At 70.7% G+C, this 13,039-nt stretch carries 11 protein-coding genes; 1 reads left to right on the forward strand and 10 read right to left on the reverse strand.

Translation table 11 applies throughout. From position 1 onward, the window contains the following. Window positions 1-3: 3 nt before the first annotated feature. Complete coding sequence (locus tag E3O41_RS03615; RefSeq protein ID WP_067025564.1) at window positions 4-201, reverse strand: transcriptional regulator; 198 nt, start codon at window positions 199-201, stop codon at window positions 4-6. 319 nt (window positions 202-520) lie between these two features. Here E3O41_RS03615 and E3O41_RS03620 point away from each other — a divergent pair, with 319 nt between their 5' ends. After that, window positions 521-1,921 (forward strand): dihydrolipoyl dehydrogenase family protein, encoded by a 1,401-nt coding sequence (locus E3O41_RS03620; protein ID WP_067025567.1) that lies wholly within the window; start codon window positions 521-523, stop codon window positions 1,919-1,921. A gap of 13 nt (window positions 1,922-1,934) precedes the next feature. On the opposite strand, the gene E3O41_RS03625 is transcribed toward E3O41_RS03620, so the two are convergent. The 9 genes from E3O41_RS03625 to E3O41_RS03665 all read right to left on the reverse strand — a co-directional run bounded on the left by E3O41_RS03625 (window position 1,935) and on the right by E3O41_RS03665 (window position 13,038). After that, on the reverse strand, window positions 1,935-3,575 hold the full coding sequence (locus E3O41_RS03625) for an ABC transporter ATP-binding protein (protein WP_067025570.1): 1,641 nt from the start codon (window positions 3,573-3,575) through the stop codon (window positions 1,935-1,937). Then, window positions 3,572-4,567: an ABC transporter permease gene (locus tag E3O41_RS03630; RefSeq protein ID WP_067025573.1), complete on the reverse strand. Its 996-nt coding sequence runs from the start codon at window positions 4,565-4,567 to the stop codon at window positions 3,572-3,574. The genes E3O41_RS03625 and E3O41_RS03630 overlap by 4 nt, the downstream gene beginning before the upstream one ends. After that, window positions 4,567-5,655 (reverse strand): ABC transporter permease, encoded by a 1,089-nt coding sequence (locus tag E3O41_RS03635; protein ID WP_067025576.1) that lies wholly within the window; start codon window positions 5,653-5,655, stop codon window positions 4,567-4,569. Before E3O41_RS03635 ends, E3O41_RS03630 begins: the two co-directional genes overlap by 1 nt. A gap of 71 nt (window positions 5,656-5,726) precedes the next feature. Then, on the reverse strand, window positions 5,727-7,358 hold the full coding sequence (locus tag E3O41_RS03640) for an ABC transporter substrate-binding protein (RefSeq protein WP_067025580.1): 1,632 nt from the start codon (window positions 7,356-7,358) through the stop codon (window positions 5,727-5,729). Window positions 7,359-7,564: 206 nt separating this feature from the next. After that, window positions 7,565-9,058: an aldehyde dehydrogenase family protein gene (locus E3O41_RS03645; RefSeq protein ID WP_067025583.1), complete on the reverse strand. Its 1,494-nt coding sequence runs from the start codon at window positions 9,056-9,058 to the stop codon at window positions 7,565-7,567. A gap of 118 nt (window positions 9,059-9,176) precedes the next feature. Beyond that, entirely contained in the window at window positions 9,177-10,133 is a 957-nt protein-coding gene (locus E3O41_RS03650) for a sugar phosphate isomerase/epimerase family protein (RefSeq protein WP_067025585.1), read from the reverse strand. Window position 10,134: 1 nt separating this feature from the next. Further along, window positions 10,135-10,917, reverse strand: coding sequence for an SDR family NAD(P)-dependent oxidoreductase (locus tag E3O41_RS03655; protein WP_067025588.1), 783 nt, complete (start codon window positions 10,915-10,917; stop codon window positions 10,135-10,137). Between the two features lie 69 nt (window positions 10,918-10,986). Next, window positions 10,987-12,003, reverse strand: a complete 1,017-nt coding sequence (locus E3O41_RS03660; protein ID WP_067025591.1) for a sugar ABC transporter substrate-binding protein — start codon at window positions 12,001-12,003, stop codon at window positions 10,987-10,989. A 54-nt stretch (window positions 12,004-12,057) separates the two neighbouring features. Further along, window positions 12,058-13,038 (reverse strand): ABC transporter permease, encoded by a 981-nt coding sequence (locus tag E3O41_RS03665; RefSeq protein WP_083990891.1) that lies wholly within the window; start codon window positions 13,036-13,038, stop codon window positions 12,058-12,060. Window position 13,039 lies beyond the last annotated feature (1 nt).

Raw genomic sequence — 13,039 nt, forward strand, 5'->3', positions numbered from 1 at the left:
GGTCTACTTTCGTCCGTACTTCTTGTGAGCCGCCTGCTTGCTCACGCCCAGCGCGGTCGCGATCGCCTCCCACGAGTACCCCATGACGCGCGCGCGGCGCACGAGCGCCTCCTCCTCGCGGTTCAGCTCGCGCCGGCGCTCGGCGAGGGCAAAGAGCGCGGGGATCGGTCCGTCGGACTCTGAGGAGGCGGTGGCGGGCATGCGTCAACAGTAGTTGACGCTCCTCGACGAAGTCAACCAGTGTTGACGTCGGGGCGTTGCTGCACAACGACGGCAGATCCGTCGCCGCCGGCTCCACCGACCGCGCCGTCACGCGGGCCGGCCCACCGGCGGTCTCCGATTGCCGTCGTTGTGCCGGGAGCGCGGGTGGCAGGGGCGCCGGGAACGCGGGCGCGGGTGGCACGCGACCCGGGGTTGCGGGCGGCGGGGTCCCGCGGGCGCGGGTGGCACGGGATCGCGGGTGGCGGGCGGGAGCCGGGGCCGTTGTGCGCCATGCCGTCTGAGCCGTAGCGTCGGCGGCATGGACACGCGCGAGGTCGATGTGGTCGTGATCGGTGCCGGCCCGGTGGGCGAGAACGTCGCGGATCGGACCGCGAAGGGCGGGCTGCAGACGGTGATCGTCGAGGCGGAGCTGGTCGGCGGGGAGTGCTCGTACTGGGCGTGCATGCCGTCGAAGGCGCTGCTGCGGCCCGGGGCGGCGCTGCGGGCCGCGCAGGCGGTGCGGGGCGTGACGGGCGGCGCGCTCGACCCGCACGCGATCCTCGCCCGCCGCGACGAGTTCGCCGCCCACTGGCACGACGACGGGCAGGTGGAGTGGCTGGCGTCGGCGGGAATCGAGCTCGTCCGCGGGCACGGCCGCATCGTCGGCGATCGGGAGGTGCGCGTGGCCGCCGCCGACGGCGAGGTCGCGCTGCGCGCGCGGCACGCGGTCGTGGTGGCGACGGGATCGACGCCGCGGATCCCCGAAACGCCGGGTCTGCGCGAGTCGCGGCCGTGGACCAGCCGCGAGGCCACCTCGGCGCAGCGGGTTCCTGAGCGCCTCGCCGTGATCGGCGGCGGCGTGGTGGCCGTGGAGGCCGCGACCTTCTTCCGCGATCTCGGCAGCGAGGTGACCGTGCTGGCGCGCGGTGCGCTGCTGCACGGGCTCGAGCCGTTCGCGGGCGAGGCCGTCCGCGACGGTCTGCGCGAGCGCGGTGTGGACGTGCGCGAGGGCGCCTCGGCGGAGGCCGTCGTGCGCGACGTCGACGTGCGCCTCACGCTCGCCGGGGGAGAGGTCGTGCACGCCGACGAGGTGCTGGTGGCGACCGGACGGGCGCCGCGCACGAGCGGCATCGGGCTCGACGCCGTGGGGCGCGAGCCGGGCCGCGCGATCGAGGTGGACGACACGCTGCGCTCGCCCGCGGTGCCCTGGCTCTACGCCGCCGGCGACGCCAACGGCCGCGCGCTGCTGACCCACCAGGGCAAGTACCAGGCGCGGGCGGCGGGCGACGCCATCGTGGCGCGCGTCCGCGGCGAGGCCCTCGACGACGGCCGCTGGGGCCGCCACGCCGCCTCGGCCGACCACGACGCCGTGCCGCAGGTGGTGTTCACCGACCCCGAGGTCGCCGCCGTGGGGATCACCGCCGCGCAGGCTGAGGAGCGCGGGCTGCGCCACCGGGTGATCGACTATGACCTTGCCCACGTCGCCGGCGCCGGGCTGCTCGCCGACGGATTTGCCGGCCGGGTGCGCGCGATCGTCGACGAGGAGCGCCGCGTCATCGTCGGGCTGACGCTGGTCGGTCCCGGCGTGGGCGAGATGCTCCACGCCGGGACCATCGCGGTGGTCGGCGAGGTGCCGCTGGAGCGGCTGTGGCACGCCGTGCCGTCGTACCCGACCGTCAGCGAGTTCTGGCTGCGCCTGCTCGAGGCGTACGGGCTGTAGCGGGCGCGCCGATTCAGGCCCGCGCCGCGCGGCGCGCGGCCTGCTCCACCGGATCGGGCACCGGCAGCGACGCGATCAGGCGACGGGTGTAGTCGTCCTGCGGATCGCCGAGCACCTGGGCGGTCGGGCCCTGCTCCGCGATCTCGCCGCGGTGCAGCACCACGACGCGGTGCGCCAGCAGGTCGACCACGGCGAGGTCGTGCGTGATGAACAGGCACGCGAAGCCGAAACGCTCCTGCAGCTCCTGGAACAGCTCCAGCACGCGCGCCTGCACCGACACGTCCAGCGCCGAGGTCGGCTCGTCGGCGATGAGCAGCTGCGGGTTCAGCGCGAGCGCACGGGCGAGGCTCGCGCGCTGACGCTGGCCGCCCGAGAGCTCGTGCGGGAAGCGGTCGCCGAAGGCCTTCGGCAGCTGCACCGCCTCGAGGAGCTCGTCCACCCGGTCGCGCGCGTCGGCGGGCGAGGATGCCTCTCCGTGCACGATCAGCGGCTCCGCGATCGCGTCGGCGAGCGTGAGCATCGGGTTGAAGCTCGACGCCGGGTCCTGGAACACGAAGCCCAGCTCGCGGCGGGCCTTGCGGAACTCGCGCTCGCGCATGCCGTTCATCTCGGTGCCGAGCACGCGCAGCGATCCGCCGGTGACCGGGGCGAGCCCGGCCATGGCGCGGCCGATCGTGGTCTTGCCCGAACCGGACTCGCCCACGAGGCCGAGCACCTCGCCGGGGCGGATCGTGAAGTCCACGCCGCCCACCGCCCGGAAGGGCTTGCGTCCGAGGCGGCCCGGGTACTCGATCTCGAGCCCCTTCGCCTCCACCACGGGCGCGGCATCCGGGTCGCCCGTGTACGCGCGATCGGCCACCTCGAGCCGCGGCACGGCGGCGAGCAGGCGCTGGGTGTACTCGTGCTGCGGTGCGGCGAAGAGCTCGCGCACGGGCGCGGTCTCGACGATGTCGCCGTGGTACATCACCGCGACGCGATCGGCGAGGTCGGCGACCACGCCCATGTTGTGGGTGATGAGCACGATCGCCGTGCCGAACTCGCTGCGGGCGCGGCGCAGCAGGTCGAGGATCTCGGCCTGCACCGTGACGTCGAGCGCGGTGGTGGGCTCATCGGCGATGATCACCGACGGGTTCAGCGCCAGCGCCTGCGCGATCACGATGCGCTGCTTCTGCCCGCCCGAGAACTGGTGGGGGTAGTGATCGATGCGGGTCTCGGGGTCGGGGATGCCGACCTTGCCGAGGATCTCGATCGCGCGGGCCCTGGCCTCCTTCTTCGACACGTCGCCGTGGGCGCGCAGGCCCTCGGAGATCTGCCACCCCACCGTGTACACGGGGTTGAGCGCGGTCATGGGCTCCTGGAAGATCATCGCGGCGTCCGGGCCGCGCAGGGCGCGCAGGCGCTCGCGCGAGAGGCCGACGACGTCGGTGCCGTTCAGGATCACCGCGCCGCCCACGCGGGCGGTCTCGGGCAGCAGGCCGAGGATCGATCGGGCGGTGACGGTCTTGCCCGATCCGGATTCGCCCACGATCGCGAGCACCTCGCCCGGGGCGACGTCGAGCGAGATGCCCGTGACGGCGCGGACGTCGCCGCCGTCGGTGGCGAACGTGATCTGCAGGTCGCGGATCTCGACCGCGGGGTCGGTGACGGTGCTCATTCGGTCTCCCCGATCTCGTTGCGGGCGGCGGGCGTGGTGGCGGCCACGGCGTCCGCCGGGGTGGCGGCCGCGGCGCGGCGCCGGGTGCGCAGGCGCGGGTCGGCGAGGTCGTTGAGCGACTCGCCCACGAGGGTGATGCCCATGACGACCAGCACGATCGCCACGCCGGGGAACACGGCCGTCCACCAGCGGCCCGCCGTGACGTCCTCGATCGCGCGGTTGAGGTCGTAGCCCCACTCGGCCGCGGCGCTCGGCTCGATGCCGAAGCCGAGGAAGCCCAGGCCGGCGAGCGTGAGGATCGCCTCCGACGCGTTGAGCGTGAACACGAGCGGCAGGGTGCGCGTGGCGTTGCGGTACACGTGCCGCAGCATCACTCGCCACGTCGAGGCGCCCATCACCTGCGCGGCCTCCACGAACGCCTCCGACTTGATGCGCACGGTCTCGGCCCGGATCACCCGGAAGTACTGCGGGATGAACACCACCGTGATCGAGATCGCGGTCGCGAAGATGCCCGCCCACAGGCCCGACTGGCCGCGCGAGATGATGATCGCGCTCACGATCGCCAGCAGCAGCGACGGGAAGGCGTAGACCGCGTCGGCGATCACGACGAGCACGCGGTCGAGCCACCCGCCGATGTAGCCCGAGATCAGGCCGAGCAGGATGCCGAGGAACATCGACATGAGCACCGAGACGATGATCACGAGGAACGCCGTCCGCGATCCCCACAGCACGCGCGAGAACACGTCGTAGCCGGCGATCGTCGTGCCCCACAGGTGCTCGGCGCTCGGCGCCTGCCGCGGCGTGAAGGTCTCGCCGGCGCCGTCGGAGAGCTGGTTGTACGAGTACGGCGCCAGGATCGGCGCCAGCAGCGCGGCCAGCACGAAGATCGCGCAGATGACGAGGCCCGCCGTGAGCATGCCCCGCTGCAGCCCGACGGACTGCCGGTACTGGTGGACGATGGGCAGCCGGGTCCAGATGGATGGCTTGGACATCAGTACCTCACCCTCGGGTCGATGAACGCCGCGATGATGTCGACGATGAAGTTGGTCAGGGCCACGATCACGGCCAGCAGCGCGACGATCCCCTGGACGGCGACGTAGTCGCGCGCCTTGAGATACTCGCTGAGCTGGTAGCCCAGGCCCATCCACTCGAAGGTGGTCTCGGTGAGCACGGCGCCGCCGAGGAGCATCGCGATCTGCAGGCCGATGACGGTGATGATCGGGATGAGCGCCGGCTTGTAGGCGTGCTTGCGCACGAGCCGGTACTCGCTGACGCCGCGCGAGCGGGCGGCGTCGATGTACGGCATCGCGAGGGTGCCGATGACGTTGGTGCGCACGAGGCGCAGGAACACGCCGGCCGTGAGCAGACCGAGGGCGATGCCCGGCATGATCGCGTGCTGCAGCACGTCGATGAGGTAGGCGGGATTGCCGGTGCGGATGGCGTCGATCGTGTAGATGCCGGTCGGGTTGTCGATCCGGCCGATCTGCAGCTCGACGCGCGGCGAGGCGCGGCCCGACGAGGGCAGCACCCCGAGCCACACCGAGAACACGAGCTTGAGGATGAGGCCCGCGAAGAAGACGGGGGTGGCGTAGCAGAGGATCGCGAACACGCGCAGCACGGCGTCGCCCCAGCGATCGCGCAGCGCGGCGGCGAGCATGCCGAGCGGGATGCCCACGACGAAGGCCACGATGAGCGCGTAGAAGGCCAGCTCCAGGGTGGCGCCGCCGTAGCGCAGCAGCACGCCGACCACGGGCTGGCCGTCGATGGTGGTGCCGAAGTCGCCCGTGAAGATCTGCCCGATGTACTCGAGGTACTGGACGATCAGCGGACGGTTGTAGCCGGCGGCCTCGATCCGCTCCTCCAGCTGCGCCGGGGTGAGCTGACCGCCGAGGGCGGCCGTGATCGGGTCGCCCGTCACGCGCATCATGAGGAAGACGGTCGTGACGAGGATGAAGATCGTCGGGAAGATCAGCAGGAAGCGGATCAGTACATAGCGCCACAGCGAGCTGCCGCCCCGGGCGCCCTTGCGGGCGGCGGGGGATGCGGCGGTCTCGGGCGCTGCCGTTGCGGTGTCTGCCACGGAGGAGTCCTTGTTGCTCGGGGGAAGGGGGCGGCTCCGTTGCCGGAACCGCCCCCTCTGGTCAGGCTCGATCAGCGGGTGAGCGACGCCATGCGCAGCTTGAACGACGCGTCGAGCACGATGCCCTCGACGTCGGCCGCGCTGACCGCGACCTGGGCGCCCTGGAGGTACGGCACCGTCGAGAGGTCCTCGGCCACGAGCGTCTGGATCTGCTCGATGAGGGCCTCACGCTCGGCGGTGTCCGGGGTCGACGCCTGCTGCAGGATCAGGTCGTTGACCTCCTGGTCGTCGTAGTGGTTGACGAGGAAGTTCTCCTGGAGGAAGAACGGCGTCAGGTAGTTGTCGGCGTCCGAGTAGTCCGGGAACCAGCCGAGCTGGTACGCGGGGTAGACGTCGTTGACGCGGTCGTCCGAGTACTGCACCCACTCCGTGCCGGCGAGGGTCACGTCGAACAGGCCGTCCGCCTCGAGCTGCTGCTCGATCATGGCGTACTCGTCGGCCGAGCTCGGGCCGTAGTGGTCGGGGCTGTACTGCAGCGCGAGCGGCACGGGCGTCTCGATGCCCGCGTCGGCCAGGAACTGCGCCGCCGCCTCGGCCGAGGGGCCGCCGTCGCCGTCGCCGTACATGTCCTTCAGCGGCTCGATCGCGCCGGCGAAGCCCTGCGGCACGTACGAGTACAGCGGCGTGTAGGTGCCGTCGTACACGTCCTCGCTGAGCGCCTCGCGGTCGATCAGCGACGCGACCGCCTGACGCACGGCCAGGGCCTTGGCCGGGTCGGCCTCGTCGGTGGAGGCGCCGTACGGCTGCGTGTTGAAGTTGAACACGATGTAGCGGATCTCGCCGCCGGGGCCGTCGTGCACGGCGAGGTTCTCGTCGGCCGAGAGGTCGGCGACGTCGCTGGCCGAGAGGCTGCGGTAGGCCACGTCGACCTCGCCCTCCTGCACGGCGAGCTTCAGGTTCGACGACTCCGCGTAGTAGTTGATGATGACGCCGTCGTTCGCGGCGGGCTCGTGCAGACCCTGGTAGTTCTCGTTCGGGGTCAGCTCGACGAGCTCGTTGAACGTGTAGTCGGTGATCGAGTACGGGCCGCCGAAGGCGTTCGCCTCGACAATGTCCTCGTCGGGCGTGACGGCGTCGGCCGCGAACGACTCCTCGTCGACGATCGCGCCGGGGAACGACGTGAGGACCATCGGGAAGGTCTGGTCGTTCTCGCTCTTGAGGTGGAACACGACGGTGGTGTCGTCGGGGGCCTCGACCGACTCGAGGTTGAACAGCAGCGACGACGGGCCGTTGGGGTCGGCGATCGCGAGCTGGCGGTCGAAGGTGAACTTCACGTCGCTCGAGGTGAGGTCGTTGCCGTTGGCCCACTTCAGGCCCTCGGGCAGGGTGACCGTGTACTCGTTCGGGCCGGTGAACTCGGCCGTCTCGGCGAGGTCGGGCACGACCTCGGTGCTGTTCTCGGCCGTGTTCACGAGGTACGGGAACACCTGCGTCTGCAGCGTGAGCGATCCGTTGTCGTACGAGCCGGCCGGGTCGAGGTGGGTGACCGAGTCGGTGGTGCCGACGAGGATCGTGTTGTCGCCACCGGCGTCGCCGCCGCCGTTGCCGCCGTCACCGGAGGCGCAGCCCGCGAGGGCGAGCAGGCCGACGGTCGGCAGAGCGATGGCGGCCGCGCGCGAGCGAAGCGTGCGAGGGAGTGTCATGTGGGTCCGCTTTCTGTTCCGAAACTGCTGTGTCTGGTGCGGTTGCCGAGCAGAATGCTCGGCGGAAGGCGCCGTCGGGAGGCGCAGTGCAGCGATCCTATGCCGGATGCGTCCCGCGCACCGCATCGAGACGTCACACGAAACAGACTCGCAACGTGCACGGAAAGCGGCCCACCGGAATTCCGGAGGGCCGCTGTCCGCGCGGGTCAGTGGGCCATCGCCGCGAGCGCCTCCGGGTCGATCGTGGCGATCGAGTGGGTGTCCTGGAACGCCCGCACGCCCTCGATGCCCTGCTCCCGCCCGAAGCCCGACTGCTTCATGCCGCCGAACGGCGCGCGCAGGTCGAGGCGGGTGGCGCCGTGGTCGTTGACCCAGACGTACCCGCACACCAGGCGCTCGCCGATCCGCTTCGCCGTCTCCGGCGACGCCGTCCAGACCGAGCCGCACAGCCCGCCCCACGTGTTGTTCGCGGCCGCGATCGCCTGCTCCTCGTCGTCGAACGGGATGATCGGGATGACCGGGCCGAACTGCTCCATCGTCACCACCCGCAGCGACGGGTCGGGATCGATCACGAGCGCGGGCCGCACGAAGTTGCCGCCCTCCAGGTCGCCGCCCGGCAGCTCGCCGAACTCCCGCACGTCGGCACCCGAGTCCTTCGCCTCGCGGATGAGGTCCTCGACGAACGCCTTCTGCGCGGGCTGATGCAGCGGCCCCATGGTCGTGCCCTCGTCGAGGCCGTAGCCGAGCACCGTCCTGCGCAGCCGCTCCTCGAGGCCGGCGACGAGCTCGTCCAGGCGCGAGCGATGCACGTACACGCGCTTGGCGTTCATGCAGATCTGGCCGGTGGTGTCGTAGATCGCCGCGAACAGCCGATCCAGGTGGGTATCGTCGAGGATGGCGTCCTCGGCGAAGACGGCCGCGTCGTTGCCGCCGAGCTCGAGGGTCACGCGGGTGAGCGAGCGCGACGCCATCTCCATCATCTTCTTGCCGCCGCCCACCGATCCGGTGAAGCACACCTTCGCGATGTCGGTGTTCGAGATGAGCAGCGACATGTTCTCGTCGCGGCCCGTGACGACGTTGAGCACACCGGGCGGCAGCTTCGCCGCGACGCGCTGCACCACGCGGGTCGTGGCCAGCGGCGCCGAGGGCGGCGGCTTCACGATGGCGGTGTTCCCGGCGAGCAGCGCGTGGGGGAGCGAGGCGCCGAGGATCGCGATCGGCCAGTTGAACGGCACGATGATCGTCGTGACGCCGAGGGGCTTGTAGGCGACCTCCGTCGTGACGGGGATCCCCGGCGCCGGCTCGAGCACCTTGCCCGCGTCGACCTCGTCGGCCAGCTGCAGCGCGAGGTTCCAGCGCAGCTCGAACACGAGCGCGTCGACCCACGCCTCGAAGCGGACCTTGCCGTTCTCCTGCGACAGGATCGCGGCATCCTCGTCGCGCTCGTCCGCGATGCCCTGGATCGCCTCGGCCATGATCGCCGCGCGCTCCGGCGCGGTGAGCGACGACCACGACGAGTACGCCGCCTTCGCGCTCGCGACGGCCTCGGCCACGTCGTCCGGCGAGGCGCTGGCGGCCTCGCCGACGATGACGCCGGGTTTCGCGGGATCGGCCACCGTCAGCGTCTCCTCGGTGAACCGCTCCTCACCCCCGATGAACAGTCCGGTTCGCACGGCCGCGGCCGTGATGGTGTCAGACATGGGATTCCTTCCTTTCGTCCGCGCATCTTTGCGCGGCGTGCGATCGGGCCGCCGGGTGAGCGGTCCGGAGGTCTCGTGACCAGTGTGATGCGGCGCTGGATGCGAGACAAGATCGTCGTCAATAGTCGTGACGATCCAGCGCGAGACCGGCGGCCTCGCGACGTGCCAACCGCGCGGCGCGGCGGCCCACGGTGCTGCGCGCCCAGCCGGTCCGGATGACGTGTGCGGCGTCGTTGGCGAGGTCGACGCCGTCACGGAACGGCTTGCGCCAAATGGCGAGAGCGCTGCGCGCGGGCGGCGAGAGGATCTCGGCCGAGAAGGCTTCGACGCCCCACCTGCCGGTGTAACCGTCGTCCAGCGCACCACGGACCACCTCCTCCACATCGACCGTGCCCGCGGAGAGGGGACCGCGTCCCGACTGTCCGAGCTCCAAGAAGGCCAGCCGCGGGAGCGCGGCGCGGATCGCGCGCCGCATGTCGGCCTCCTCGACCGCCATGTGGAAGGTGTCGAGGTGGATGCCGAGGTGGGGCGAGCCACTGCGCTCCGCGAACGCCATCGCCTGCTCCGCGGTGTTGAGCATCGACGTCTCGTAGCGATTGAGCACCTCGAACGTCATGCGGACGCCGCGCTCGTGGGCCTCCTCGGCGACTTCCCCGACGGCGGAGGCCGATCGGGCGATCGCATCCGTGGTGGGCGGCTCGTCCGCGCGTCCGAAGAGGCCGTACGGAACCCCGTTGAGCTGATCCGCTCCCAGCCGGACAGCGAGGTCCAGCGCTCGGCGCAGCTCGGCGAGACCGGCCTCGCGCACCTCGCGATCGGCCGACGAGACGTCGGCCTGCAGCGACTGTCCGGCGATCGGGATGGGGGCGATGCCGCGCGACGCGAACGTTCGCCGGGCGGCCGGCACGTCGAACGCGTCGGGATCGACCGGTGGCAGCACCACCCGGCGGTACCCGCGCGCCGCGAGCGCATCGAGGGCAGCCGGCAGCAGGTCGGACGACGGGTGCGCGAGGAGCACGTTGAGATGGCAGGCCACGTCGAGGTCGCGCGGCACGCTCTGGACGCGGACGGACATGTCAGAACACCGGCAGGTCGAGACGCTGCTTGAAGGCCGAGTAGCCGTCCTCGACGTTCACGACGGTGCCGTTGATGACGCGCGACTCGTCGGAGGCGAGGAACGCCACGACGTCCGCGATCTCCTGCGGGTCGGTCAGGACGCCGCGCATCTGCTCGGCCGCGAACGTGGCGCGCAGCTCCTCGCTGAACTGGTTGATGATGGGCGTCGCCACGCGCCCGGGCGTGATCGCCACGGCCCGGATGCCGTGCTCGGCGAGCTCGTAAGCTGCGGAGCGGGTGAACGAGATGACGGCGGCCTTCGCCGCGCTGTACGTGAAGGACAGCTCGGCCGCCTGCTGGCCATACACCGACGAGGTGCTGATGATGACGCCGCCCGTGCCCTGCTTCGCCATCTGGCGTCCGGCAGCGAGGATGCCGTAGTAGACGCCGTCCTGGTCGATGCGGATCAGACGGTGGTAGTCCTTCTCGATGTCGTGCTCGAGCAGGGGAGCGCCGCCCGCGATGCCGGCGTTATTGAAGATGACGTGGACGGCGCCGAACGCCTCGACCGCCCGTGCCACCATCGCCTCGACCTCGGTGAACTCCGCCACGTTGACGGCGCATGCGACGGCGGCACCGGGATAGCCCGCCTTCTCCACCTCCGCGACGACCTCCTCGCCCTTGGCTAAATCGATGTCCGCGACAAGCACCTTGGCTCCCTTGCGGACGAAGGTGAGGGCGGTCGCCCGTCCGATGCCGCTCGCTCCGCCGGTGATGATCGCGACCTTGCCGTCCAGTGTCATTGCTTCTCCTTCAAGAGATGGTGAGGGTGCGGGGCCGGGTACACCCAGCCCGGCCCCGCGGTTGAGGGGTCAGAGCTTGGGCTCGAACGCGTCCGCATTGGAGCGATCGATCAGCTCGGGGGTCTTGCCGACGAATTCCGTGTCGGGCAGCGCCGCGGACTCCTTGTACTCGTCGACCATCGTGACCAGCTCGTCGATGACGGTGATCCAGTCCTGGTTGAGGGTGGCGTAGAAGGGCGTCTCCTCGCGGATCTTCGCCACGGCCTCGCCGAGCGCGTCGGCGCCCGTCACGTAGATGTCGTCGCGCCCGGCCTCCTCGATGGCCTGCACCGCGCCCATCGCGGCGTCGTCCCAGCCGGTCCACACGCCGTCGAGCCCGTCCGGGTTGGCCTGCAGATAGTCGGCGACGAAGTTGAGCGCCTCGGTGCGTCCCGTGCCGGGATCGAGCACCTGCTTCATCTCGCCGCCGGCGATCACCGCACCCGCTTCCTCGAGCATGTCGAGCGCGAGGTTGCTGCGGGTCTGGATGCCCACGTGCGGGTCGTGGCCGATGACCATGACGTTCTTGCCCTCGAGGCCGCCCATCGCCTCCTCGAGCGCGCCCACCGTGAGCGCGGCCATCTCCTCCTGGCTGTAGGTGATGTCGATGACGAAGTCCGAGTTCGCCTCGACGCCGCCGTCGATGGAGAAGATCGGCAGTCCCCGCTCCTGCGCTGACTGCACGAGCGGGGCGATCTGGCGAGGGTCGGGGAAACCGGCGAAGATGACGTCGGCGCCCTGGGTGATGGCGGTCTGGACGTCGCTGTTGATCTTGTCGGAGTCGAACGAGCTCGTGTAGAGCGTGATCTCCCAGTCGTCGGGCGCGACCTCCATGAGGTGGTCCATGGCGAGCTTGCCCGCCGGCGTGGCGTAGCCGGCGGTGAAGGCGGCGACCGTGAAGACGCCGTCGTCGCCGAGCCCGTTTTCGCGATCGGTCGTGTCCGTGGCTCCGCCGCCGGTGTCGACGGTGCAGCCGGTGAGGGCGAGCGCAGCCGTCGCGGCGACGGCGGCGAGCGCCGCGAGGCGGCGGGTGGTGCGTGCGTGCATCAGAAACTCCCTTGTCCTGTGATGCGGGTGGTGGATGTGAAGCTCAGGAAGGCGTCAATCGCGGCTCTTCATCGCCGACAGCAGCACGGCGGCGACGATGATGATGCCGATGAGCACCTGCTGGATGTAGGTGTTGACCCCGACGATGTTCAGGCCGTTCTGGACGATGCCGATGATCGCGACGCCGATGAGCGTGCCGCCGATGTTCGCCTGGCCGGACTTCAGCAGTGTCATGCCGAGGAAGACCGCGGCGACGGCGAACATCATGAGGTCGTTGGCGGTCGACGACCCCGCGCTCGTGAGCCGGCTCACGAGCACGATGCCCCCGAGCGCCGATAGGAAGCCCGCCACGGTGAACGCCAGGAATCGCGTCGGCCGCACGGCCACCCCGGAGAGCCGGGCCACCTCGGCGTTGCCGCCGATCGCATACCAGCGACGACCCACCGTGGTGAATCGCAGCACCAGCCAGACGATCACCGACACGAGCACGGCGTAGATCACGGGCATCGGGATGCCGTTGATGCGCATCTGGCCGATGAGGGCGAAGGAGTCGGGCATGCCATAGAGCGTGGTGCCGTTCGTGACGATGAGCGCGAGGCCCGCGACGGTGGTCATGGTGGCGAGCGTGGCGACGAACGCGCTGAGGCCGAGGAAGGCGACCAGCACGCCGTTGATCGCACCGATGAGTGTGCCGACGCCAAGGCCGCCGAGGATGGCGAGCGGCACGGGCACACCCCCGAGCATGAGCGCCGCGGCGCTGGCGCCGGAGAGCGTGGCGGTCGTCCCCACCGATAGATCGAAGTCGCCTACGACCATCACGACCGTCTGCGCCGCAGCGATGATCGTGAGGATCGCCACCTGGTTCATGATGTTCGTCAGGTTGCCCGGTGTGAGGAAGACGCCGCGGCCCGCGATGGTGAACACCGCGATGAGCACGACCAGGGCGATGACCGTGCTGCTCTGCCACAGGTAGCGGGTGAACGACCCGCGCGTCAGCTGCGACGCCGGGATGCTGAGGGTGTCTGTCTGCGCCATA

Origin of the sequence: Microbacterium sediminis, assembly GCF_004564075.1 — a bacterium.
GTDB classification, from domain to species: domain Bacteria; phylum Actinomycetota; class Actinomycetes; order Actinomycetales; family Microbacteriaceae; genus Microbacterium; species Microbacterium sediminis.

Coding starts and splice junctions, on each gene's coding strand:
- E3O41_RS03615 (WP_067025564.1), bottom strand. CDS start 201: ATGCCCGCCACCGCCTCCTCAGAGTCCGACGGACCGATCCCCGCGCTC.
- E3O41_RS03620 (WP_067025567.1), top strand. CDS start 521: ATGGACACGCGCGAGGTCGATGTGGTCGTGATCGGTGCCGGCCCGGTG.
- E3O41_RS03625 (WP_067025570.1), bottom strand. CDS start 3,575: ATGAGCACCGTCACCGACCCCGCGGTCGAGATCCGCGACCTGCAGATC.
- E3O41_RS03630 (WP_067025573.1), bottom strand. CDS start 4,567: ATGTCCAAGCCATCCATCTGGACCCGGCTGCCCATCGTCCACCAGTAC.
- E3O41_RS03640 (WP_067025580.1), bottom strand. CDS start 7,358: ATGACACTCCCTCGCACGCTTCGCTCGCGCGCGGCCGCCATCGCTCTG.
- E3O41_RS03645 (WP_067025583.1), bottom strand. CDS start 9,058: ATGTCTGACACCATCACGGCCGCGGCCGTGCGAACCGGACTGTTCATC.
- E3O41_RS03650 (WP_067025585.1), bottom strand. CDS start 10,133: ATGTCCGTCCGCGTCCAGAGCGTGCCGCGCGACCTCGACGTGGCCTGC.
- E3O41_RS03655 (WP_067025588.1), bottom strand. CDS start 10,917: ATGACACTGGACGGCAAGGTCGCGATCATCACCGGCGGAGCGAGCGGC.
- E3O41_RS03660 (WP_067025591.1), bottom strand. CDS start 12,003: ATGCACGCACGCACCACCCGCCGCCTCGCGGCGCTCGCCGCCGTCGCC.
- E3O41_RS03665 (WP_083990891.1), bottom strand. CDS start 13,038: ATGGCGCAGACAGACACCCTCAGCATCCCGGCGTCGCAGCTGACGCGC.